This window comes from Methylobacterium sp. BI1, assembly GCF_056680125.1.
Genome location: NZ_CM155267.1, coordinates 2,096,465 through 2,118,646, shown reverse-complemented (window position 1 = coordinate 2,118,646; position 22,182 = coordinate 2,096,465). Strand labels below are relative to the sequence as shown.

Here is a 22,182-nt window from a genome sequence, read left to right as displayed (position 1 = left end):
TCATCGCGATCGTGGCGGGAGGCCGCGGTGAAGCTCGGAGCGCGGATCATGCCCCCGGAGACTCTCGCCGCGCCGGTGCGGGACGACCCCGAGTCCGAGGCGGCGACGCGCGCTCAGGCCCGGCTCCGGGAGGCGGTCATCCGCGACGGCCTGCGCACGCCCCGGACGGTGCGCCGCTTCCGGGACCCGGAGGACGAGGTGCAGGGGGAGGCTCCGACCTTCAGCCTCGGCTGGGCGCCGTCCCTCCTCCTCAACCTCGTCCTGCTCACCGCGCCCTTCGCCCTGGTGATCGGGCTGCCGCCGGTCCTGGCGTGTCGCGAGCGGGCCGCGCAGTTCGGCTTCTTCGCCGGCGAGACCCTGACGGGCTGTGCCGCGCGCGGGGTCCACGCGCGGATCGGCCGGCTCGACGACCGCATCAAGATGCTGGTGCGCGGCTCCGGCGGGTGAGCCGGCCTCAGAAGGCCTGGAGCGCCAGTTCGGTGTGTTCGACGCTGGGCGGCCCCTCGAAGCAGGGCGAGACCATGGCCCGGTAATCCTTCCAGGCCTGGGAGCCGGTGAAGTCCACGGTGTGGTTCTCCAGGGTCTCCCACTCGATGAGCAGGCGATAGCGCTGCGGCTTCTCGATGGAGCGGCGCACCGCGAAGCTGCGGCAGCCCTGGGCGGCCTTGAAGATCGACGCGGCCCTGGCGATGCCGGCCTCGAACTCGGCCTCCATCCCGGGCTTGACGTCGATCTGCGCGATTTCGAGGATCATGAGGGTCTCCGGCCGTGGGGTTCGCGGGGGATCAAAGAAAGCGGATCCGCGAAGAGGAATCAGCGAAGGGGGCGGCCGAGGGCCTGGGCGAGCAGGCGCTGCGGACTGCGCTCGGGGCGGGCCTGGTCCGCGACCGCGAGGTAGGCCGTCTGCTCCAGCATGTACTGGCCGCCCATGGCGCCGTGCATCACGAGGTCCGAGAAGGTCACCCAGGTCTGGCCGGGGGAGAAGTGCACGTCCGCCTGGGGCGCGGTCTCCTGGTAGGTCATGTCCTGCTTCAGGGCGTCGTGCAGGTGCAGCATGAGGTGGTCGTACTCGCTGCGCCGCGCCTTGGTGATCTTGAGGAGCGCCAGCAGGCGGGCCGAGAGCGGCGAGTAGCCCGGCAGCCGCGGCAGGAACTTCTGCGCCATCGACGGGAAGTCCTCGCCGATCCGCCAGTGGCGCGGCTGCCCGTTGGGATTGATGTTGCGGAAGATGCGCAGGATGCGCTTCTCGCCGATCGGGTTGGACGGGAAGGCGTCGACGTGCAGGCGGGTGTCGTCGCGCCGCCAGCTCAGCTTGCGCTGGTCGACCTCGAAGGGACGATAGGAGGTGCCCGCGAAGGCGACCTTGCCGGCATAGGCCGGCAGGTGTTCGGCGACCAGGGCCTCGGCGAAGCGGCGGTAGCGGATGAGGACCTGCCGCAGGGCCTCCTGCTCCTCGGGCGTTCCGGCCGCGCCCCGGAGGGTGGCCTCGGGCCCGCGGATGTTGACGTTCTTGGCCTTGCCGTCGGCGAAGGGGCGCTCGACGAAGCGCTCCTCGAAGGCGCTCAAGGGAAAGTCGAGGTCGGGGAACATCAGGACCGCGCCGCCCTCGAGGGCATCCACCAGGGACGGCGTGCCGGGGGGCGGCCCCGCGCGTGAGACGGACACGATCGGGCTGATCATCGGGCGGGGATCCTCGAAAACCGCGGCGGGACCGGCGGTTTAGCCGAAGCGCGGGCTGCTGGCCACGGGCACGGCGTTCCGTGGCCGACCCCCCTGCCCGGCCCGGCCTGGACCGGTCCCGGCGGATAGCGGTGGATGACGACGCTTGCCTGTTGTCAGGATGCCCGAACCGGCCCAACCCTGACGGCCTGTCCGGAGCAACTCTGGCGTTTCGGTCGCGTTGATGGAACAGTCGCGGTTCCGACCTCACGGAACCCTGCGGCGATGAGGATGCCGACCATGGCGACGTTGAAGGAATTCGAGGAGTCCCTGCGCGAGCACGGCATGCACATGGCCCTCGCCCTGCTGGAGCGCCTGCGCGAACGGGACCGGGCGACGCGGACGATCAAGCCGGCCCGCCGCCTGACCGGCCAGAAGATGACCCCGGAGCTCGCCCGTGCGATCCTCGACCTGCACGCCTCCACCGGCATGACCCAGCAGGAGATCGCCTTCAAGGTCGGCGTGAATCAGGGCCGGGTCAACGAGGTGATCAAGCGCGGCAAGTGGCTCGACGACGACCCCAACGCCCCGGAGGCGATCGCCCGCGACAAGGCGAAGGCCCGCCTGCGCGCCGATCCGCCGGCGGAGCGGCCGGCCGCACGCCGGCCGGTGGGCAAGCCCGCGGCGAAGCGGGCGAAGGGCAATCCGCCCGCGCGGCGTCCGAGCCCGCAGGGACAGCTGATCTTCGGCGACCTGTGATCCGACACCGCGTCCGGGACGCCTAGGGATGGGGGTCGCCGCGTGCCGCGCCGGGGATCGACCGGACGGGCAGCGCGTTGCCCCGTCATGCCGAGTCTCCCTGCCCGCGTCGCCCTCGTCCTCGCCCTGTGCACCGCGCCGGCGCTCGCGCAGCGGGCCTCGACGGTCGCCATGTCCTGCGGTCAGGCCAAGGCGATGGTGGACCGGCGGGGCGGCCTCGTGCTCGGAACCGGCGGCCAGACCTATGACCGCTTCGTGCGCGACCGCAGCTTCTGCGAGGTCACCGAGATCACAGTCCCGGCCTTCGTTCCCGCGCAGGATACGCCGCGCTGCTTCGTCGGCTATCGCTGCAAGGAACCGAGCCGCGACGATTGGTTCGACGGCGATTTCTGACAGGCGCGCTTCTCCGGACGCAAAAACGCCCCGGCCAGTCGGCCGGGGCGCTCCGAACGATCCGTGGCGCCGATCAGGCGGCCTGCTGCACCGAGCCCTCGATCACCGGGGCCTGCGCGGTGCGGCCGGTGGCGATCTGGATCTGACGCGGCTTCTTCGCCTCCGGAATCTCGCGGACAAGATCGATGTGGAGGAGGCCGTTCTCGAGGGCGGCGCCCGTCACCTGGACGTAGTCGGCCAGCTGGAAGCGACGCTCGAAGGCGCGGGCCGCGATGCCCTGGTGCAGGAATTCCGCCGGCTTGGCGGGATCGGACTTCCGCTCGCCCTTCAGCGTGAGTGCGTTCTCCTTAACCTCGATCGACAGATCGGAGTCGGTGAAGCCGGCCACAGCCACCGTGATCCGGTAGGCATTCTCGCCGGTGCGCTCGATGTTGTAGGGCGGATAGGTCGGGGCCGCATCGGCGCTCACGAACTGGTCGAGGGCCGAGAAGAGGCGGTCGAAACCGACGGTGGAGCGGTAGAGGGGAGCAAGATCGAACTGACGCATCACATATTCTCCGTAAGAAGCAACATGCTGGTTTCAGGTCCGCCCGAGGGCCGGACCAGTCGCACCGCCGTATTGGCCGGTGCTCCCATGATATCGGAGCCGGGTTTCAGCCTCGCAAGAGCCTGAACCGGCGCCGCGGCCAAAAAATTCGGTTCCTGTCCTTGCGTGAGACTTCGTCGATGCTGACACTGCGCTCCACCCCAGACAATCCCGTTCCACCGGGCGGTGCCCTCAAGGCGGTGCGCACCGACGACGGACTGGAGCTGCGGGCCGCCCATTGGCGGCCGACCACCCGCCTGGTGAAGGGGACGGTCTGCCTCCTCCAGGGCCGGGCCGAGTTCATCGAGAAGTACTACGAGACCATCGCCGACCTGCGCGGGCGGGGCTTCGCCGTCGTCGCCTTCGACTGGCGCGGCCAGGGCGAGTCGCAGCGGCAGGTCGACGACCCGCACCGGGGCCACGTCGCGCATTTCGACGATTACCGCCTAGACCTGAAGGCGATCGGGGATGCGATCCTGAACCCCCTGATGCCGCATCCGCATCTCTGCCTCGCGCACTCGATGGGCGGGGCCGTCGCCCTGACCGGCGCCCATGACGGCTGGCTGCCGTTCCGGCGCGTCGTCATGGTGGCGCCGATGCTGTCGATCCGCATGGTGCGATGGCCGGCCGGGGCGGCCCTCCTCGCCGGTGCCCTGCACGCGATCGGCTGGGGTCGGCGCTACATTCCGTTCGGCTCGGCGGTCTCGATCGCGACGAAGCCCTATCCGAACAATCGCCTGTGCCGCGATCCGAAGCGCTACGCCCGCAACGCGGCGGCCGCCCGGGATGTCGGGGCGGGCGCCGTGGGCGATCCGAGCATCGCCTGGCTGGCGAGCGCCTTCCGGGCGATGAAGCGCCTCGCCGATCCGCGCGTGCCGGGCCGGATCTCGGTGCCGATCCTCATCGTCGCGGCGGGCGCCGACCCCGTCTGCGGCACCCGCACCACCGAGCGCTTCGCCCGCGGCCTGCGCGCCGGGCACATCCTGGTGCTGCCCGATGCCCGGCACGAGATCCTGTCGGAGCGCGACAGCATCCGTCAGGATTTCTGGGCGGCCTTCGACGCCTTCATGCCGGGCTCGGATGCGGCGGAGCCGGCCGGGGAGCGCGTGCGGCAGGAGGCGTGACGTCAGGGGGCCGGAAGCGACGGGCGCCGACAGTCCGAATCCGACCCTTGCGCCTCGCGTAGCGGGGTCGCCTTCGACCCTCCGGCGAACGCGATGGCTGTCCCTCTGCGCCAGGGGCGGAGATCCTGGGAAGCGGTCCCGGAACGTCGGATTCGAGCGCAAGAAGCGGGATGCTTCGCAGCCTGGACGGTCACATACGGGGTTCGTCGCCAACCTTCGGAGCCTGTCGTGATCGATCCCCACGTGACCATCGAGCCGTCGATTCTCTACCTCGGAACCCCGATCGTTCTCATCAGCACGCAGAACGAGGACGGCACCGCAAATCTCGCCCCGATGTCATCCGCGTGGTGGCTCGGCTGGCGGTGCATGCTCGGTCTCCAGACCGCGTCGCAGACCCCACAGAACATGATCCGCACGGGGCAGTGCGTCCTCAATCTGGCGTCGCCGAAGCAGGCGGACGCGGTGAACAGGCTGGCGCGCCTGACGGGCACCGCGGCGATCCCCGCGCTGAAGCAGCGTCTGGGCTACACTTATGAGCCCTCCAAGTTCGAAGTGGCTGGGCTGACGCCCATCGCATCGCAGACCGTGGCCGCGCCGCGCGCGTTGGAGTGCCCCATCCAGTTGGAGGCCGTCGTCGCGGCCCGACACGGGATCATGGACGACGATCCCCAGGTCGCGGGGCTGATCTCAGCCTTCGAAGTGCGCATCACCCGCGTCCACGTCCATCCGAGCTTGCTCATGGACGGGCACGAGAACCGCATCGACCCCGCCAAATGGCAGCCGTTGATCATGAACTTCCAGAAGCTCTACGGGGTGTCCAGCACCGAAATCGTCCCGTCCCGCCTCGCGGAGATCGAGGAGACGAGCTACCGCATGCCCGACGTGGATCGGGCTCGCGAGGCGGCGACCAGACCCTCACTCTGAGCCCATCGGTGGGCGTCCGCGGCGAGCCTCATGCGCCGAAGATGCCGGACCGGCTGCGCTTTGGCATGCCGCCAAAACCCGCCCATCGCCCTCCCGAACCTCATGCGGGGGGGCGCTTCAGGGATTGAGGTGGCGAAGCGCCGCCTCGTGCAGGCGGGGGTCGCCGGCGGCGACGATGCGCCCGCCCCCGGTGGCCGGGCCGCCATCCCAGGTCGTCACCACACCGCCGGCTCCCTCGATGATCGGGATCAGCGCGACGATGTCATAGGCCTTGAGCCCGGCCTCGACCACCAGATCGATCTGGCCGGCCGCCAGCATGCAATAGGCGTAGCAGTCGGTGCCGTAGCGGGAGAGGCGCACCCTGCCCTCCAGGGCGAGGAAGCGCTCCCGCTCTTGCCCCTCGGCGAACAGGCGCGGGTCGGTGGTGGCGAGGACCGCTTGGTCGAGGGCGGTGCCGCGGCGGCTCAGCAGCGTGCGCGCGCCGCGGGGCGAGCGCAGGCGGGCCTGGGCCCCGTCGCCGGAGAACAGCTCGCCGAGATAGGGCTGGTGCATCAGGCCGCGCACCGCCGCCCCGTGATGGGTCAGGCCGATCAGGGTGCCCCAGGTCGGCAGGCCGGCGACGAAGGCGCGGGTGCCGTCGATCGGATCGAGGACCCAGACGCACTCGGCATCGAGGTTCTCGGACCCGAACTCCTCCCCGAGGATGCCGTGGGTCGGCAGGTCGCGCCGGATCATGCCGCGCATCGCCACCTCGGCGGCCCGGTCGGCCTCCGTCACCGGGTCGAAGGCGGCCCCGCCGCGGGCCTTGTCGTCCATGCCGAAGGCGGCGCGGAAGAAGGGCAGGATCGCCTGCCCCGAGGCGGCGGCGAGATCGTCCATGAACCGCGCGAGATCGACGACGCTCATCGGCTTGTCCTCCTCCGGAAGCCCGTCGAGCGAAGCGGACGGAGGGGCCGGCGGTCAAGTCCAAAACCGCGCGCGTCGTCGTTGTCAGACCGGCATCGGCTGGACCGGGGCGAACGCGGGCTCCGGCTCCGGCGCCGCGACGGCCGGGGTCGAAGCCCCGTGCGCGGCGGCGACGACGGCCTCCACGGCGGCCTTGAGGGACGACACGTGGATGTCGGCCTCCACCGCCCGGCGCCGGGTCGCCTCGTCGAGGCTGGCATCGTCCGCCTGCCACAGGCCGAGGACGAAGCAGGCACCCGGAATCTTGCGATGCAGGCGGTCCGCCAGCCGGCGCAGGTGCGTGGGCTCGCCGCTGATCGCCATCGACACGATGCAGACGAGCTTCGCCGGTCCGGGATCGAAGGCGTCGATCCGCGCCCGCGCCACGTCGGCGAACGGCACCACCCGGGTGCCGATCCCGCGCTTGGCGAGGAGCTGGGCCAGGATGGCGCAGGCGGCTTCGTCGACGAAGCTGCGCCCGGCGACGCACAGCACCGTCCCGGCGGGCCGCCACGCCTCCGGCACCGGGTCCGGGCGCGGCGCGTCGGGCTCGGCCTTCGCCTCGGTGTCGCCGCGCAGGTCGTCGCGGTCGGCCAACTCCTCGATCAGGCCGCCGACACTGGCCCGGATGTCGTTCTTCTGCTCGCTGGTGAGCACGCCGCGGGCGGCGTCCCGGGCGGCGAGCTCGAGGCCCTTCACCACCACCTCGTCGTAATAGGCGGTGAGCGAGCAGGTCTTCAGGATGAGGTCGGCATGCTCCTGCGCCTCCTCCGGGTCGTCGGCCAGGATGCGCTGGTAGAAGTTCTCCACCGGGGTCAGGGCCGGCCGGTCGCCGAACAGCACGTCGAGGAATTCGAGCTTGTCCACGTGGCGGCCGAGCACCACGAGGCAGACCGTCAGCGGCGTCGACAGGAGCAGGCCGACGGGTCCCCAGAGCCAGGTCCAGAACAGGGCCGAGACCAGCACCGCGAAGGGCGACATGCCGGTGGACTGGCCGTAGAGCATCGGCTCGATGAAGTGGCCGACCAGGGGTTCGAGGATGAGGAACAGGATCAGCGTCCCGATCACCATCGACCAGCCCGGATCGATCGCGGCGGCCAGGGCCAGGGGGAACAGGGCCGACACGAAGGCGCCGACATAGGGCACGAAGCGCATCAGCGCCGAGAAGATGCCCCACAGGACCGGGTTCGGCACGCCGAGGACATACAGGCCGATGCCGACCACGAGCCCGAAGGCGGCGTTGAGGCCGAGCTGGACCAGGAAGTAGCGGCTGAGGCGCTTGGCGGCGTCGTCCATGGCCACGGTGGTGCGGTGGAGGTCGCTGGAGCCGGCGAGCCGGATCATCCGGTCGCGCAGGTCCTCCCGCTGCATCAGCAGGAAGAGCAGCACCACGAACACGATGCCGATGGTGGCCAGCGGGTGCAGGATCGGCGAGATCAGCGTGCCCGCCATGGTCACGGGTCCCGGTACGCGCTCCTTGACCTCGACCAGGACCGCCTTCTCGGGCGGGGCCGGATTGGCCTTGGACTCGGGCTTCGCTTCGGACTCGGGCTTCGCTTCGGGTTTCGGCTCCTCGTGGCTCTCGTGCATCGTCCGGCCGATGCTGGCGACGTAGCCGGCGAGGCGCCCGGCGGGAGTGTCGTTGAGCCCCTCGATCTTGCGCTCGATGGTCGTGCGGTAGCGCGGTACGTCCTTGGCGATGTCGGCGAGCTGCACGCCGATCAGGGTCGCCAGGGCGGCGGCGGTGCCGAGCGCCAGGAGGACCGAGGCCGCCACCGAGAGGAAGCGGCCGAAATGCCAGCGCCGCAGCAGGTTCACCAGGGGGCCGAGGACGAAGGACAGCAGGATCGCGATGGCGATCGGGATCAGGACGTCGCGGCCGACATACAGGCCCACCATGATCAGGGCGGCGACGATGATCGGCGAGGTCAGAGCCTGGTTCGGGGTGCCGGCGGCCGCGATGCGCGTGGGTCGCGGCGGGACGAGGGACGGCTTCGGGGGAGATCGCAGGGCCATTCCGATTCCGTGTTCGAGACGCGACGCGCGGGCCGCCGCCTCGGCAGCACCGCCGCGTTGGAAACGACGGGCTCGCGCGAAACGATCCCTCCGCCGGGGCCGTCCCGTCGCGAAACCGTGATCGAGGCGGGTCCGGCCTGCATCGGCTGCATAGCTGAGCGGTAGCGTCGCCCAGGTCGTCGCGTGGTCCGGGGGCGTTTTTCGCGTCTCCGGCCGCCTCGGCAACGTCATCCTGGGTGTTTGGCGGCGCGCCGGAGGACGAATGCCAGATCGATCCGCGAGTATGTCTTGCGCCGATTCGGGTTCGATCGGATCGCGCCCGGCGAGAACGGTCGGGTCGGGTTCTGCACGAATCTCAGACGCCTTCGGTGCGCGCGAAAGCTGTATCTGTACTTGTATCTCCGCGAATAAACATAAGATAATAGCGGTGGTGCCGTTTGAACGTGCACGCGCAACGATTGGATTTAATGGAAAACTAAGCTGAGTTGCGTAGCTTGGTTGCTGTTGAGAGGACGGAGGCCGTCCGGCGATGGCGGGAGGCGGTTGTGCACGACAGGGCGAGTGAGGCGGGCACCGGCCCCGCCGCGGCCGAGGCCACCAACCTGCGGGGCATCGCCACCGAGATCGCGGAACTCCAGCGCATCGCCTCCGACAAGAGCCGGCGCATCCAGTCGATCACCGGGCAGGTGAAGATGCTCGCCCTCAACGCCCTGATCGAGGCCTCCCGTGCCGGCGAGATGGGCCGCGGCTTCTCGGTGGTGGCGCAGGAGGTGCGGGCGATCGGTGCCGAGGTCGAGAACGTCTCCAGGGCCCTCGAGGTCGAGCTGTCGAACCGCATCGCCGGCCTTCAGGTCCGGGTCCGCAGCTTCGCCGAGGAGTCGCAGAGCGAACGCCTGATCGACCTCGCCCTCAACGCGGTCGAGCTCATCGACCGCAACCTCTACGAGCGCACCTGCGACGTGCGCTGGTGGGCCACCGATGCGGCCCTGGTCGCCTGTGCGGCGGCGCCGTCGCCGGAGGCGGTGGCCTATGCCACCCGGCGCCTGGGCATCATCCTCGATGCCTACACGGTCTATCTCGACCTCTGGCTCTGCGACCTGCAGGGCAACGTCATCGCCCACGGACGCCCGGACCGCTACCCCGGCCTCGTCGGGCGCAATGTTGCCGACCAGGACTGGTTCCGGAAGGCGGCCGCCCTCCCCGACGGGGACGCCTACGTCGCCGCCGACGTGATGGGGCAGTCCGGCCTCGGCGGGGCGCAGGTGGCGACCTACTGCGCCAGCGTCCGGGCCGACGGCGACAGCCGGGCCCGGCCGATCGGCGTCCTGGCGATTCACTTCGACTGGCAGGCCCAGGCCCGGGCCATCGTCGACGGCGTGCGGGTGGCGCCGGAGGACCGGGCCCGCACCCGCGTGCTCCTCGTCGATGCGCGCCACCGGGTCATCGCGGCCTCGGACGGGTGCGGCGTGCTGGAGGAGACCCTGCCGCTGGCCGCCGGCGGCCGGATGAGCGGCGCCGACCAGGATCCCCGCACCGGCCGGATCGTCGCCTTCCACCGCACCCCTGGCTACGAGACCTATGCGGGCCTCGGCTGGTACGGCGTCATCGTCCAGTCGCCGGAATGAGTCGAGTCACCGGAGCGAGTCCAGTCACCGGAGCGAGTCCAGGCGCCGGAGTGAGCGCTCTCAGACCAGGACCGGCATCGCGGCCTGCCCCGCATCGCCGAACACGCGGGTGTAGCGCGTGATCTCCTCGGCCGGGCCGATCGCCTTCGACGGATTGTCGGAGATCTTCACGGTGGGCCGGCCGTTGGCGGCGATCACCTTGCAGACGATGGAGATCGGGTCGAGGCGGCCGTCCGGTACCAGGCCGCGGAAATCGTTGGTGAGCAGCGTGCCCCAGCCGTAGCCGATCCGCATCCGGCCGTGAAAATGGGCGTGGATCGCCTCGATGGTGTCGATGTCGAGCCCGTCGGAGAAGATGGCGAGCTTTTCGCGCGGGTCGGAGCCCCGGGACCGCCACCAGGCGATGGCCTCCTCGCCGCCGGCGATCGGCTCCTTCGAGTCGATCCGGATGCCGGTCCAGGCGTTCATCCAGTCGGGGGCGTTCGCCAGGAAGCCCGTGGTGCCGTAGGTGTCGGGCAGCATCACCAGGAGGTTGCCGGCATAGTCCTGCTGCCAGTCGGCCAGCACCTCGTAGGGCGCGCGGGCGAGGCCCGCATCGTCGTCGGCCAGCGCGGCGTAGACCATCGGCAGCTCGTGGGCGTTGGTGCCCACCGCCTCGACCTCGCGGCGCAGGGCGATGAGGCAGTTCGAGGTGCCGAGAAAGCGGTCGCCCAGGGCCTCGTGCATCGCCTCCACGCACCAGTCCTGCCAGAGGAAGCCGTGGCGGCGCCGGGTGCCGAAATCCGCGATGGAGAGGCCGGGCAGGCGCTGCAGCTGCTCGATCTTCTCCCAGACCCGGGTCATCGCCCGGGCATAGAGCACCTGCAGGGCGAGCTTGCCGAGGTGGCGCACCACGCCCCGCGTGCGCAGCTCGTTGAGGATGGCAAGGGCCGGCACCTCCCACATGGTGGTCTCGATCCAGGGGCCGTGGAAGGTGAGGACGTACTGCCCGTCCCGGGCCTCCAGCTCGTAGTCCGGCAGGCGGAACCCCTCGAGCCAGTCCATGAAGTCGGCCGAGAACATCTGGCGCTGGCCGTAGAAGGTGTTGCCGCGCAGCCAGGTGGATTCGCCCCGGCTCAGGCGCACCGAACGGGCATGGTCGAGCTGCTCGCGCAATTCGCCGGCATCGACGAACTCGGCCAGCCGCACCTGCCGCGAGCGGTTCTGGATGCCGAAGGTGACGCGGGCATCGCGATGGCGGCGGAAGATCGTCTGCGCCATCAGGAGCTTGTAGAAGTCCGTATCGAGCAGCGACCGGACGATCGGGTCGATCTTGAAGCTGTGGTTGTACACCCGCGTGGCAAGATCGAGCATGGTTCGGATCACGGCCCCTCTGAGGGCGCTCCCGGCGCCCGCGCGGCCGCAGAGGCGCACGGCTTCGCGGGTCGAGTCAATCGGTCGCCGCGCAGGGTGGGGGTGCGGGGGCGACGGCAGGGGGCGGCCTCGGATCCGTCGCGTCAGTCCGGGGCCCGAAGCATCCGGTGCAGCTGGCCGACCGCCGCCTCGATCTGCAGCTCGGTGAGCGACGAGTACCCGAAGACCAGCATGTCGTCCCGGGCTTCGGGGTCGAAGTCGTAAGCCGCGCCGCTCGAGAGGGCGTAGACGCCGATGCCCTGGGCGCGGGCCCTGAGCTGGATCTGCCGGGCGGGCGGAAAGCCCGCCGGCAGGCGCCAGACCAGGTGGAGGCCGCTCTCGCTGCCCAGGACGACGGCCCCGTCGAACGTCGTCCGCAGCGCCGCGACGAGGCAGTCCCGTCGCGCCTTGTAGACCTGCCTCAGCCGGCGCAGGTGCCGGTCGAAGTGCCCCTCGTCGATGAAGGCGGCCAGCGCGGCCTGCTCCAGCCAGGCCTGGCCGTTGCTCATCCGGGCCTTCAGCATCCGGGCCTCGTCCCAGAACATCCGCGGGACGGTGGCGTAGCCGATGCGCAGGCCCGCCCCGACGGACTTGGAGAAGGTCCCGACGTAGAAGACCCGCCGTCCCCCATCGAGTCCGGCCAGGGCGGTCAGCGGCGGCCCGTCGTACCGGAAGTCGCTGTCGTAGTCGTCCTCGACGATGTAGCTGTCGGTCTCCTCCGCCCAACGCAGCAGGGCCAGGCGCCGCGTCAACGGCAGGGTGGACCCGGTGGGGAACTGGTGCGAGGGCGTGACGTAGAGCAGGCTGCCCCTGGCGGCGGGCAGGAGGTCCGTCCGCAGACCCTCGCCGTCGACCGGGACCGGATGGATCTCCAGGCCGGCGTTCCGGAAGATCAGCGAGGCGCCGAGGTAGCAGGGGTTCTCGATGCAGAGCTGCCTGGTATGTCCCTTCAGCAGGTGGAACACGAGGTTGAGGGCGTCCTGACCCCCGGTGGTCACGATGACCTGATCCTCGGTGACCGCCACCGCCCGCGCCCGCCGGAGATGCGTGCTGATGGCCGTGCGCAGGTCCGGGAGACCGGCCGGATCGCAGTAGTCGGTGAGATAGGCCGTCTCCCGGCCGAGGAGCCGCGTCACGATCCGTCGCCAGATCGCCAGCGGGAAGCCGGCCGGGTCGGACCGCCCGACCCAGAAGTCGAGCTCGGGCCGGTCCCCGCCGCCGCCGGGCGAGCCCGCGAAGCACAGCAGGGGCTCGCTCGACGCGTCCGGTACCGGTCCGTTCGTGAGCGACCGGCTGCCCTGCTGGATCAGCAGGAGGCTGTCCGGCGGGATCGGCTCCACGAACAGGCCCGCCGTCCCGCGCGCCTTGACGTAGCCCTCCGCCGTCAGGCGTTCATAGGCCAGCATCACCGTGTTGCGTGACACGCGAAGGCGCTCCGCCAGCAGGCGGCTGGGCGGCAGCGCCATCCCGGCCTTGAGCTGGCCACCCAGGATGATCTCGCGAACTTGATCGAAGACCTGGGCCTGGAGAGGCTTCTCGGACTTGGCGTCCAGCGTCAGTGTCAGTTCCACAGGGTCCATCCCGTCCGGCTTCGCGCAGTCCGGCACAAACTCCGGTCCGCGCCCTCACGCCCGCGATCCCGGACGCCCGGTCCGCCTCCGCGACAAAACGGTTGGTACCATGGCTGGCCATGCATTTGGCCCTTCCGCCAGTCCAAAATTTGGAATTGTTAGCACTTCAGTGCATTGTGTCGGCGCACCGAGCCGGCCCGCCAGGAACAATAAGGCGGGACGCTCGGCCGTGGAGGAAACATGAACGAGATCGTCAAGCCCGACTCCCTGCTGGTCGCCCAGGCCGAGAGCCTGACCGAGACCTTCTTCGGCGGCTGCCCGCACGATTGCCCCGACACCTGCTCGATGCTGTTCGAGGTCAAGGACGGGGAGCTGCTCGGGGTGCGCGGCAACCCGGACCACCCGATGACCCGGGGCGGCCTCTGCGTGAAGCTGAAGGACTACGAGAAGCGCCACTACCACCCGGACCGGCTGCTCTACCCGATGAAGCGGGTCGGGCCGAAGGGCTCCAAGCAGTTCGAGCGCATCAGCTGGGACGAGGCGCTGGACACCATCGTGACGCGCTGGAAGGCGATCATCGACCAGTACGGGCCGCAGGCCATCGCGCCCTACAGCTATCTCGGCAACCAGGGCCTCGTGCACGGGCTGAACGGCGGCGACGCCTTCTTCAACCGCATGGGCGCCACGGTCATGGAGCGCACCTTCTGCGGCGAGGGCTCCTGCACGGCGTGGCTGCTGACGGTCGGCCCGACCGCCGGCCTCGACCCGGACAGCTACATCCACTCCAAGTACATCGTCATCTGGGCCTGCAACTCGGTCAGCACCAACCTGCACCACTGGGCCATCGTGAAGGATGCCCAGAGACAAGGCGCCAAGGTCGTCGTTATCGACACCTACGCCTCGCGCACCGCCAAGGCGGCCGACTGGCACATCGCGCCGAAGCCCGGCACGGACGGCGCGCTGGCCATGGCGCTGATCAACTCCATCATCGAACAGGGCCTCGTCGACCAGGACTACGTCGACAACTACACCGTCGGCTTCGAGGAGCTGAAGGAGCGGGCCAGCACCCGCACGCCGGAGTGGGCCGCCGAGATCACCGGCATCCCGGCCGAGGACATCCGCAAGCTCGCCCGCGAGATGGCGACCGAGCAGCCGGTGGGCATCCGCATGGGCGTGGCGCTGGAGCGCCACTACGGCGGCGGCCAGACCATCCGGGCGGTCTCGTCCATTCCGGCGCTGACGGGCGCCTGGCGCCATGTCGGCGGCGGCGTCACCCAGTTCGGCGTGTGGGAGCATCCCTACAAGTTCGACGTGATGTGCCGGCCCGACCTGATCCCCGAGGGCACCCGCGTCGTCTCGAACCTGCAGATCGGTCGCGCCCTCACCGGCGAGATGAAGCTCGATCCGCCGATCATGTCGATGATGTGCTGGAACTCGAACCCGGTCACGCAGGCCCCCGAAACCGACAAGATCGTCGAGGGCCTGATGCGCGAGGACCTGTTCATGGTCTCCGCCGAGCATTTCATCTCGGACACCGCCTCCTACGCCGACATCGTTCTGCCGGCGACGATGGGCGCGGAGATGGAGGACATGATCCTGTCCTGGGGCCACCTCTACCTGACCTACAACACCAAGTGCGCGGACGCGCCCGGCGAGGCGATCCCGAACAACGAGATCTTCCGCCAGCTCGCCGCCCGGCTCGGCTTCGAGGAAGAGAACTTCAAGTGGACCGACACGGAGTGCCTGGAGCACTACGTCGACTGGAACGCCCCGGCCTGCGAGGGCATCGACCTGCAGTACATGCGCGAGCACGGCTTCGCCCGGCTCAAGGTCGGCACGCCGGACGACCGGGCGCCGCATAGGGAGGGCAACTTCCCGACGCCGACCGGCAAGTGCATGTTCATGGTCGAGGGGGCCACGAACTTCGTCGCTCCGCCGTTCCGGCAGATGTACGAGGGCTTCCAGCCCGGCGAGGCGCTCGATCCGCTGCCCGACTACCTGGGCCCGCGGGAATCCCACACCAACGATCCGGAACTCGCCAAGCGCTTCCCGCTCAACATCGTCTCGCCCAAGAGCCACTACTTCCTGAACTCCTGCTACGCGAACATGGAGGACAAGCAGAAGGGCCAGGGCGAGCAGTTCGTGATGATCAACCAGGTCGACGCCGATGCCCGCGGCATCCGGGACGGCGACCGGGTCCAGGTCGCCAACGATCGCGGCGCGTTCAAGGGCGTGGCGCGCATCACCGACGACGTGAAGGCCGGCATCGTGGTGGCCACGCTCGGCTACTGGCGCCAGCTCAACGAGGGCACGGTCAACAGCATCTCGTCGCACGCGTTCACCGACATGGGCCACGCGCCGTCCTTCTCGGACAACCTCGTCGAGGTCGCCCGGGCGAACTGAGGCCGACGGCGGGAACGCGCGGGGGTCCCACGGGGCGCTTGCGCGTCCGGCCGGGCGCCCGCGGTTCCGGCGCGATGCCTGCATGCCGACGGGGCGTCACGAACGACGGAGGGCGGCGCGCCTCTCGGCACGCCGCCCTCCGGGTCACCGAAAGCCCGAGGCTCAGGCGAGGTCGACCTTCTTGGTCTCGGTCTTGGGCGACTCGCCGGTCAGGGCGGCCTTCACGTAGCCGTAGATGTGCAGCATCGTGGCGTTGGGGCTGTCCCAGTACTCGCCCTTCTCCGGGTGCACGCGCAGGAGGGCGACCTCGGGATCCTCCTTGCCGTTGGGGAACCAGGTCTTCAGGCTCTCGCTCCACTTGTCGTTGATGATCGCCTGGTCGGTGACGATCTCGGCCTTGCCGGCGATCGAGACGTAGGTCTGGCTCGACGGATCCGAGTAGGCGAGGTTGATCTGGTTGTCCTTGCTGATCTCGGCGGTCTTGGGCGAGTGCAGCTTGGTGAAGAACCACAGGTCGCCGTTCTCGTCCGCCTCCTGGCACCACATCGGGCGGCTGTAGAGCTTCCCGTCCTGGTCGGCGGTGGTCATCATCGCGACCTTGACGTCCTTGATGAGGGCGAACAGCTTCTTGGCGCCCTCGTGGTCGCGGTGGTTGCCCTGGTGCATGGGATCGCAGTCTCCAACTCGTCGAAAGGCTTTCCGGCGCGCTGATCGGCAGCCGGACCGTGTGCTCAACGAGCCAGGACCGCATTGGTTTCGGCGTGGCGCGCCGGCGCCGGCGGCGCAAGGTTATGTATCGGCGCTTGCCGGGCGGACTTCCGGCGCATCGCGCCGAACCGGCCGAGGCGACGGTCGTCGAGGCCGACCGCCGGCTCGCCGATGGCCCGGACCACGTGGCAGTTCCGGCCCAGGCCCTTGGCCGCGTAGAGGGCTGCGTCCGCCTCGGCCAGGAGCTCGGCCGGCGAGGTCGTCCGGCCGGCGGGCGCCATCGCGACGCCGATGCTGACCGTGACGCAGGGATGGCCGTCGCCCCGGGCCGCATGCGGGATCTCCAGCCCGGCGATGCCCGCCCGCAGGCGGCGGACCACGCGGGCGACGGCGCGGGCGTCGCAGCCGCGCATCAGCACGGAGAATTCCTCGCCGCCGTAGCGGGCGACGCAGTCGCGCCCGCCCCGCGTCTCCCGCGCCAGCGCCTCGGCGATCCGGCGCAGGCAGGCATCCCCGGCCGGGTGCCCGTAGGCGTCGTTGAAGCGCTTGAAGTGGTCGACGTCGATCATCAGCAGGGCGGTGCCGCGCGCCTCGCGGGCGGTCCGGGCCAGGGCGGCATCGAGGGCGCGGCGGTTGGCGAGGCCCGTCAGGGCATCCGTCTCCGACAGAACGGTCAGGACCCGGCGATCCTGCTCGAGGCCGGCCGAGCGCAGGATCTCGCGCAGGGAGACGAGGTAGGCCCGGCGGCGCACGCCCTCGATCTGGTGATTTCCGTAGAGGACGAAGAAGGCGCCCGCCACGGTCTGGAAGGCGAGGCAGAGGGCGAGCTCCGGGGCGAGGTCCGTCCGCAGGGCGATGCTGGCGAACGAGGCCGCCGCGCTGAGGCCGGTGAGGAGGAGCGCGTGGGGGAAGCGCAGCACAAGCATCATGGTGGCGAACACCATCATGAGCGGGTACTCGATGTAGCAGATGGCGCTCACCGCCTCCCGCTCCAGGCTGAACAGCAGGATCGGCACCGCCGTCACCAGCAGCATCGTGGCGGTGACCATGCGCTCGCGCCGCGGCCCCGGCATCCGGGTGACGGACCAGGCGAGCAGCAGGCCGAGGGGCGTGACCAGGAGCAGCCGCAGGGCGATCGCCAGGGGCAGCATGCCCGGCATCAGCAGGGCGGTGGTCAGGTTGTAGGCGTTGTGGAAGATCAGGCCGATGAGGATCGTGCGCCGCAGGTGGAGCGCCCGCTCCCGGCCGGTATCGATCTCGTAGCGCGCCGAGACGGGCCGGGAGAACCGCAGCAGGTACGGGCTCATGGTCAGGTCGCCCTGGGCGACGTCGCCGCGCGGGCGCAGCCGCGACGGCCGCGCGGGGGCGGAAAACCTCTGTCGGATCCAGGCGTACACGGATGAGCGATCCTGCAACGGTCGAGGCCGCCGACGGGCGGTCTCTTTGTGCTGCATCGAACGTTGCGACGGGCCGCGCGGACCCATATCGACGGCCCTCCCGTCGACTCATGCCTAGCGAAACCTGAACGCCGTCGCGGAAAGCCTCCCCGCCCGTTCGCGGCACGGCGCCCCGCCCCGGAGCGTCCGAGATGCTGCCGCGACCAGGGGTCTCGCCCCCGACAGGCCCGGGAAGCGCTTGCACTCGGGCACCGCCTGTGCTGTCGCATGGGTTCGTCGCGCGTGGGCCGGTCGAGGCCGCAGCGTCCGCGATCCCCTCTGTGTCGCCGCGTCTCGGCCCTCCGGCCGGTCCCGGCAAGGAGCCCGAACCTTGGCGATCACCCGTGACGACGTGCTGAAGGTGCTCTCGAGCGTGACCGTCGATGCCGCGGGCACCACCCTGCCCGCCTCGGGGCGCCTGTCCCAGGTGGTGGTGGACCCGACCAACCGGGTGATGTTCTCCATCCTGATCGACCCCAGCGAGGCCGAGCGCTTCGAGCCGATCCGGCGCCGGGCCGAGGGCGCGATCCTGGCGACCCCGGGCGTCTCGGGCGTGTTCGCCAGCCTGACCTCCGAGCGCGGCCCGAACCAGCCGGCCCAGAACGCCCCGCAATCCGCCGCGCCGCAGCCGCCCTCCCCCGGGCGACCCGCCGCGCCGCCGCCGCCGCGGACCGGCCCAGCCCTGCCGGGCGTGCGCCACATCGTGGCCGTCGCCTCCGGCAAGGGCGGCGTCGGCAAGTCGACCACGGCCTGCAACCTCGCGCTCGCGCTATCGGCCCAGGGCCTGAAGGTCGGCCTGCTCGATGCCGACATCTACGGGCCCTCGGTGCCCAAGCTGTTCGGCCTGTCGGGCAAGCCCCGCGTCATCGAGGAGCGTCTGCTGGCCCCGATGGAGGGCTTCGGCATCAAGGTCATGTCGATCGGCTTCCTGATCGAGCCCGAGACGGCGATGATCTGGCGCGGGCCCATGGTGCAGTCGGCCATCACCCAGATGCTGCGCGAGGTCGCCTGGGGCGAGCTCGACGTGCTGGTGGTCGACATGCCCCCCGGCACCGGCGACGCGCAGCTCACCATGGCGCAGGCGACCCCGCTCTCCGGGGCGGTCATCGTCTCGACGCCGCAGGATCTGGCCCTCATCGACGCGCGCCGCGGCGTGACGATGTTCCGCAAGGTCGCGGTGCCGATCCTCGGCGTCATCGAGAACATGGCGACCTTCATCTGCCCCCATTGCGGCACGGCCTCGCACATCTTCGGGCATGGCGGCGCGCGGGCCGAGGCCGAGCGGCTGGAGGTGCCGTTCCTCGGCGAGGTGCCGCTGAACATGACGATCCGCGAGACCTCCGACGCGGGCCGCCCGGTGGTGGCGGTGGACCCGGACGGGCCGCACGCGCAGGTCTATCGCGGCATCGCCGCCAAGCTCTGGGGCAACCTGACCGGCGGCCCCGCGCCGCGGGCGGCACCCCGCATCGTCATCGAGTAGCCGCGATGGCGCCGGTGCTGGGCGTGATCCTCGCCGGCGGGCTGGCGCGCCGCATGGGCGGGGGCGACAAGCCCCTGCGGCTCCTCGGCGGGCGCACCCTGCTCGACCGGGTGCTCGCGCGCTTCGCACCCCAATGCGCCGCCGGGGTGATCCTCAACGCCAACGGCGATCCCGGCCGCTTCCCGGATTTTCCGGGCGCGGTCGTGCCCGACGGCGTGCCGGACAATCCGGGGCCGCTCGCCGGCATCCTCGCCGGGCTGGACCACGCGGCCGCCCATCATCCGGCCGCGTGCCACGTCGCCAGCGTCTCCGGCGACGCGCCGTTCCTGCCCCGCGACCTCGTCGCCCGCCTCGCCGAAGCGGGCGGGCGGGCCGACACCATCGCCATGGCGGCGTCGGGCGAACGCGAGCACTTCACGGTGGCGCTCTGGCCGGTGGCCCTGCGGGCGGACCTGCGCGAGGCCCTGGTCACGCGCGGCGAGCGCCGGGTCGGCGCCTTCCTGAGGCGCCACGGCGCGGTGGCGGTGTCCTGGCCGGCGGAGCCCGACGACCCCTTCGCCAACATCAACGCGCCGGAGGATCTGGCGGCGGCCGAGGCCCGCCTCGCCGGGCGCGACGACGCCTGACGCCTCAGGTCGGGGCGCTCCTGGCCGCGGCGCGGGCGCGCCAGCGCGGATAGAGCAGCCCGAGGGCGAGGCCGCCGAGGACGAGGCCGGCGGCCCCGAGCTTCCAGGCCGGCAGGGGCTCGCCGAGCCAGACCGCCGAGGCCCCCATGCCGAAGACCGGCACCAGCAGGGCCATCGGGGTGATCTGGGCGGCGGGATGGCGCGCGAGCAGCCAGCCCCAGATGGCGTAGCCGAACATCGTGTTGCCCACCGACTGCCAGACCACCGCGGCCCAGGTCGTCAGGTCGGCCCGCAGGAGACCGTCCCGGATGGCCTCCCAGCCCTCCAGCAGGAACGAGGCGGCCAGCAGCGGCGGTGCCGAGAACAGGCTCGCCCAGACGACGTAGGGCAGCATCGCCCGCGCCCCGCTGCGTTTGGCCGCCATGTTCCCGCCGGCCCAGCTCGCGGCGGCGCAGACCACGAGTCCGAGGCCGAAGGGCGTCGTCGTGGCATCGGTATGGGCGGCGATGACGGCGAGACCGGCGGCGGCGAGAGCGAGGGCCGCCCATTGATGACCGGGCACCCGCTCCCCGGTCAGCCGCATCGACAGGCCGATGGTGAAGAAGACCTGGACCTGGATCACCAGGGAGGCGAGGCCGGGGGCGATGTGTCCCCGCAGGGCGATGAAGAGCAGTCCGAACTGTCCGGCCCCGATCAGCAGGCCGTAGGCGGCGAGGTTGCGCCAGGGGACCGCTGGGCGGGGCAGCAGGAACACGCCGGGCACGGCCGCGAGGACGAAGCGCAGGGCGGCGAACAGCAGCGGCGGCAGGTGGTCGAGCCCGATCCGGATCACCACGAAGTTCGTGCCCCAGACCGCCACCACCGCGAGGGCGAGGAGGCTGTCGCGAAGCGGGAGGGTGCCGGTCATGGGCCGCCATGTCCCAGGTGGCGGGCGCCCTGCCAAGTCGTGGCGGGCCCCGAAACGAAAGAAGTGTCCGCACCTTCGCGCGGACACTTCCCTCGAACGTCGATAGTGGCGGGCCGGATCAGGCGGCGCCGACGGTGGCCTTGACGATCTTGTCGGGGGAGCGCGGCGGCTCGCCCTTGTTCAGGGTGTCGACCACGTCCATGCCTTCCACGACCTTGCCCCAGACGGTGTACTGCTTGTCGAGGAAGCGGGCATCGCCGAAGCAGATGAAGAACTGCGAGTTGGCCGAGTGCGGGAAGTTGGTCCGCGCCATCGAGCAGGTGCCGCGCACGTGCGGCTCGGCGTTGAACTCGGCATTGAGGTCGGGCAGGTCGGAGCCGCCCGAGCCGGTGCCGGTCGGGTCGCCGGTCTGGGCCATGAAGCCGTCGATCACGCGGTGGAACGGCACGCCGTCGTAGAAGCCCTGGGCGGCGAGCGTCTTCAGGCGCTCGACGTGGTTGGGGGCGAGGTCGGGACGAAGCCCGATCACGACGCGTCCCTTGGTGGTCTCCAGGATGATGGTGTCGGTCTCTGCCATGGGTCTAGACTCCTTTTCCCTTGGGCTCTTGGTAGATGAAGCGGAGCGCGATGGGGCGCCCCGCGATGGCCGCGCCGAGGGCGGGGGTGATCCGGGCCGGCGTGCAGCGCCGGATCGCCGCCAGGGTCGCATCCGCGAGGATGCGTTGGGCGCGGGTGTTGGAATTCGGCGTCGAGAAGGTGACGCGCGGCGTCCCGATGACGCTGCCGTCCCGCCGGAGCGCGAAGCGGGTGGTGATCTCGGCTTCGCCGGTGCGGGACAACCCCCGGGGGACCTCCCAGCACGCCGCGAGGATGGGATAGAGGTCCCGCAGGGTGTCGGCCGGTTTCGCGCTCTCGGCCGGGCCGCTCAGCGGAACCCGTACCGTGCCGCGCAGGGTTTCCGGGAGGGTCAGCGGGCCCGTGGAGGGCGCCGCCCGCGCGGGGAGCCCCACGGCGACGAGCGCCGCGAGAGCCCCGAGGTGGGCGCCGCCCCGCAAACTACTTGGCTCCCTGCGCCATCTGCATCTTCACGATCTTGTCGGGGTTCTGCACTGCCCCGCCGGGCGCGCCGGGGGCCGCCTTCTTGATCGCGTCCACGGCCTCCATGCCCGAGGAGACGAGGCCGACCACGGTGTACTGCCCGTTGAGGAAGGGGGCGTCGCCGAGGCAGATGAAGAACTGCGAGTTGGCGGAGTTCGGGTCGGACGAGCGGGCCATGCCGACCGTGCCGCGGCGGAACGGCGCCTGCGAGAACTCGGCCGGAATGTTCGGCAGGCTCGAGCCGCCGGTGCCGTTGCCCTTCGGGTCGCCGGTCTGGGCCATGAAGCCGTCCATCACCCGGTGGAACTTGAGGCCGTTGTAGAAGCCCTGCTTGATCAGGGTCTTGAGCTGGGCGACGTGCTTCGGCGCGATCTCCGGGCGCAGCTCGATGGTGACGCGGCCATCCTTGGTGTCGAGGTACACCGTGTTCTCGTCCACCGCCCAGGCTGCGGGCGCCGTCGCGAGGAGGCCGGCGAGGCTGAGGAAGGCGATGCGGCGATTCAGTCCAAAGGCCATGGTGTCAGCATGCT

General features: G+C 70.6%; 22 protein-coding genes. 9 read left to right on the top strand and 13 right to left on the bottom strand.

The genetic code is table 11. The annotated features are described in order from the left end of the window. Positions 1–48: 48 nt before the first annotated feature. The gene (locus AC1MGR_RS09880) at positions 49–447 is read left to right on the top strand and encodes a hypothetical protein (RefSeq protein ID WP_146180506.1); all 399 of its coding nucleotides are present in this window, start codon (positions 49–51) and stop codon (positions 445–447) included. Between the two features lie 7 nt (positions 448–454). On the opposite strand, the gene AC1MGR_RS09875 is transcribed toward AC1MGR_RS09880, so the two are convergent. Continuing rightward, complete coding sequence (locus AC1MGR_RS09875) at positions 455–754, bottom strand: antibiotic biosynthesis monooxygenase family protein (protein ID WP_480234469.1); 300 nt, start codon at positions 752–754, stop codon at positions 455–457. A gap of 59 nt (positions 755–813) precedes the next feature. Then, complete coding sequence (gene kdoO, locus AC1MGR_RS09870) at positions 814–1,680, bottom strand: Kdo hydroxylase KdoO (protein ID WP_480234468.1); 867 nt, start codon at positions 1,678–1,680, stop codon at positions 814–816. Positions 1,681–1,959: 279 nt separating this feature from the next. Between kdoO and AC1MGR_RS09865 the strand changes: the two genes are divergently transcribed. Together AC1MGR_RS09865 and AC1MGR_RS09860 are read left to right on the top strand one after the other, a co-directional pair. Then, positions 1,960–2,418 (top strand): RNA polymerase subunit sigma-70, encoded by a 459-nt coding sequence (locus AC1MGR_RS09865; protein ID WP_108038793.1) that lies wholly within the window; start codon positions 1,960–1,962, stop codon positions 2,416–2,418. A gap of 87 nt (positions 2,419–2,505) precedes the next feature. Next, positions 2,506–2,811, top strand: a complete 306-nt coding sequence (locus AC1MGR_RS09860) for a hypothetical protein (protein WP_480234467.1) — start codon at positions 2,506–2,508, stop codon at positions 2,809–2,811. A gap of 73 nt (positions 2,812–2,884) precedes the next feature. On the opposite strand, the gene AC1MGR_RS09855 is transcribed toward AC1MGR_RS09860, so the two are convergent. Continuing rightward, complete coding sequence (locus AC1MGR_RS09855) at positions 2,885–3,358, bottom strand: Hsp20 family protein (RefSeq protein ID WP_108038669.1); 474 nt, start codon at positions 3,356–3,358, stop codon at positions 2,885–2,887. 179 nt (positions 3,359–3,537) lie between these two features. Between AC1MGR_RS09855 and AC1MGR_RS09850 the strand changes: the two genes are divergently transcribed. Continuing rightward, a complete protein-coding gene (locus tag AC1MGR_RS09850; protein WP_108038667.1) occupies positions 3,538–4,521 on the top strand; it encodes an alpha/beta hydrolase in 984 nt (327 codons plus the stop codon). Between the two features lie 228 nt (positions 4,522–4,749). After that, positions 4,750–5,445, top strand: coding sequence for a flavin reductase family protein (locus AC1MGR_RS09845; protein WP_108038665.1), 696 nt, complete (start codon positions 4,750–4,752; stop codon positions 5,443–5,445). Between the two features lie 117 nt (positions 5,446–5,562). Here the strand turns inward: AC1MGR_RS09845 and hisN are convergent, their stop codons facing one another. Together hisN and AC1MGR_RS09835 are read right to left on the bottom strand one after the other, a co-directional pair. Further along, entirely contained in the window at positions 5,563–6,351 is a 789-nt protein-coding gene (gene hisN, locus AC1MGR_RS09840) for a histidinol-phosphatase (protein WP_480234466.1), read from the bottom strand. Between the two features lie 84 nt (positions 6,352–6,435). Further along, complete coding sequence (locus tag AC1MGR_RS09835) at positions 6,436–8,406, bottom strand: AI-2E family transporter (protein ID WP_480234465.1); 1,971 nt, start codon at positions 8,404–8,406, stop codon at positions 6,436–6,438. A 602-nt stretch (positions 8,407–9,008) separates the two neighbouring features. Between AC1MGR_RS09835 and AC1MGR_RS09830 the strand changes: the two genes are divergently transcribed. Then, positions 9,009–10,031, top strand: a complete 1,023-nt coding sequence (locus AC1MGR_RS09830) for a methyl-accepting chemotaxis protein (RefSeq protein ID WP_480234759.1) — start codon at positions 9,009–9,011, stop codon at positions 10,029–10,031. A gap of 60 nt (positions 10,032–10,091) precedes the next feature. On the opposite strand, the gene pncB is transcribed toward AC1MGR_RS09830, so the two are convergent. Then, positions 10,092–11,384 (bottom strand): nicotinate phosphoribosyltransferase, encoded by a 1,293-nt coding sequence (gene pncB, locus AC1MGR_RS09825; protein WP_480234464.1) that lies wholly within the window; start codon positions 11,382–11,384, stop codon positions 10,092–10,094. Between the two features lie 143 nt (positions 11,385–11,527). Then, on the bottom strand, positions 11,528–12,994 hold the full coding sequence (pdxR, locus tag AC1MGR_RS09820; RefSeq protein ID WP_480234463.1) for a MocR-like pyridoxine biosynthesis transcription factor PdxR: 1,467 nt from the start codon (positions 12,992–12,994) through the stop codon (positions 11,528–11,530). A gap of 240 nt (positions 12,995–13,234) precedes the next feature. On the opposite strand from pdxR, the gene AC1MGR_RS09815 reads away from it, so the two are divergent. Continuing rightward, positions 13,235–15,397, top strand: a complete 2,163-nt coding sequence (locus tag AC1MGR_RS09815; RefSeq protein WP_108038654.1) for a molybdopterin oxidoreductase family protein — start codon at positions 13,235–13,237, stop codon at positions 15,395–15,397. 162 nt (positions 15,398–15,559) lie between these two features. Here the strand turns inward: AC1MGR_RS09815 and AC1MGR_RS09810 are convergent, their stop codons facing one another. Then, on the bottom strand, positions 15,560–16,063 hold the full coding sequence (locus AC1MGR_RS09810) for a pyridoxamine 5'-phosphate oxidase family protein (protein WP_108038652.1): 504 nt from the start codon (positions 16,061–16,063) through the stop codon (positions 15,560–15,562). 65 nt (positions 16,064–16,128) lie between these two features. Continuing rightward, positions 16,129–17,502, bottom strand: coding sequence for a GGDEF domain-containing protein (locus AC1MGR_RS09805; RefSeq protein WP_480234462.1), 1,374 nt, complete (start codon positions 17,500–17,502; stop codon positions 16,129–16,131). Between the two features lie 370 nt (positions 17,503–17,872). On the opposite strand from AC1MGR_RS09805, the gene AC1MGR_RS09800 reads away from it, so the two are divergent. Together AC1MGR_RS09800 and mobA are read left to right on the top strand one after the other, a co-directional pair. Then, complete coding sequence (locus AC1MGR_RS09800; RefSeq protein WP_480234461.1) at positions 17,873–19,021, top strand: Mrp/NBP35 family ATP-binding protein; 1,149 nt, start codon at positions 17,873–17,875, stop codon at positions 19,019–19,021. Between the two features lie 5 nt (positions 19,022–19,026). After that, entirely contained in the window at positions 19,027–19,647 is a 621-nt protein-coding gene (gene mobA, locus AC1MGR_RS09795) for a molybdenum cofactor guanylyltransferase MobA (RefSeq protein WP_480234460.1), read from the top strand. Between the two features lie 4 nt (positions 19,648–19,651). Here the strand turns inward: mobA and AC1MGR_RS09790 are convergent, their stop codons facing one another. The 4 genes from AC1MGR_RS09790 to AC1MGR_RS09775 form a co-directional block, all read right to left on the bottom strand. Next, the gene (locus tag AC1MGR_RS09790) at positions 19,652–20,554 is read right to left on the bottom strand and encodes an EamA family transporter (RefSeq protein ID WP_480234459.1); all 903 of its coding nucleotides are present in this window, start codon (positions 20,552–20,554) and stop codon (positions 19,652–19,654) included. A gap of 118 nt (positions 20,555–20,672) precedes the next feature. Continuing rightward, complete coding sequence (locus tag AC1MGR_RS09785; protein ID WP_108038642.1) at positions 20,673–21,131, bottom strand: peptidylprolyl isomerase; 459 nt, start codon at positions 21,129–21,131, stop codon at positions 20,673–20,675. A 4-nt stretch (positions 21,132–21,135) separates the two neighbouring features. After that, complete coding sequence (locus AC1MGR_RS09780; protein WP_480234758.1) at positions 21,136–21,564, bottom strand: hypothetical protein; 429 nt, start codon at positions 21,562–21,564, stop codon at positions 21,136–21,138. A gap of 46 nt (positions 21,565–21,610) precedes the next feature. Then, positions 21,611–22,156: a peptidylprolyl isomerase gene (locus AC1MGR_RS09775; protein WP_480234757.1), complete on the bottom strand. Its 546-nt coding sequence runs from the start codon at positions 22,154–22,156 to the stop codon at positions 21,611–21,613. Positions 22,157–22,182: the final 26 nt, after the last annotated feature.

Coding starts and splice junctions, on each gene's coding strand:
- pncB (WP_480234464.1), bottom strand. CDS start 11,384: ATGCTCGATCTTGCCACGCGGGTGTACAACCACAGCTTCAAGATCGAC.
- AC1MGR_RS09835 (WP_480234465.1), bottom strand. CDS start 8,406: ATGGCCCTGCGATCTCCCCCGAAGCCGTCCCTCGTCCCGCCGCGACCC.
- AC1MGR_RS09855 (WP_108038669.1), bottom strand. CDS start 3,358: ATGCGTCAGTTCGATCTTGCTCCCCTCTACCGCTCCACCGTCGGTTTC.
- AC1MGR_RS09810 (WP_108038652.1), bottom strand. CDS start 16,063: ATGCACCAGGGCAACCACCGCGACCACGAGGGCGCCAAGAAGCTGTTC.
- AC1MGR_RS09880 (WP_146180506.1), top strand. CDS start 49: ATGCCCCCGGAGACTCTCGCCGCGCCGGTGCGGGACGACCCCGAGTCC.
- AC1MGR_RS09875 (WP_480234469.1), bottom strand. CDS start 754: ATGATCCTCGAAATCGCGCAGATCGACGTCAAGCCCGGGATGGAGGCC.
- mobA (WP_480234460.1), top strand. CDS start 19,027: ATGGCGCCGGTGCTGGGCGTGATCCTCGCCGGCGGGCTGGCGCGCCGC.
- AC1MGR_RS09860 (WP_480234467.1), top strand. CDS start 2,506: ATGCCGAGTCTCCCTGCCCGCGTCGCCCTCGTCCTCGCCCTGTGCACC.
- AC1MGR_RS09865 (WP_108038793.1), top strand. CDS start 1,960: ATGGCGACGTTGAAGGAATTCGAGGAGTCCCTGCGCGAGCACGGCATG.
- AC1MGR_RS09790 (WP_480234459.1), bottom strand. CDS start 20,554: ATGACCGGCACCCTCCCGCTTCGCGACAGCCTCCTCGCCCTCGCGGTG.
- kdoO (WP_480234468.1), bottom strand. CDS start 1,680: ATGATCAGCCCGATCGTGTCCGTCTCACGCGCGGGGCCGCCCCCCGGC.
- AC1MGR_RS09815 (WP_108038654.1), top strand. CDS start 13,235: ATGAACGAGATCGTCAAGCCCGACTCCCTGCTGGTCGCCCAGGCCGAG.
- AC1MGR_RS09850 (WP_108038667.1), top strand. CDS start 3,538: ATGCTGACACTGCGCTCCACCCCAGACAATCCCGTTCCACCGGGCGGT.
- hisN (WP_480234466.1), bottom strand. CDS start 6,351: ATGAGCGTCGTCGATCTCGCGCGGTTCATGGACGATCTCGCCGCCGCC.
- AC1MGR_RS09785 (WP_108038642.1), bottom strand. CDS start 21,131: ATGGCAGAGACCGACACCATCATCCTGGAGACCACCAAGGGACGCGTC.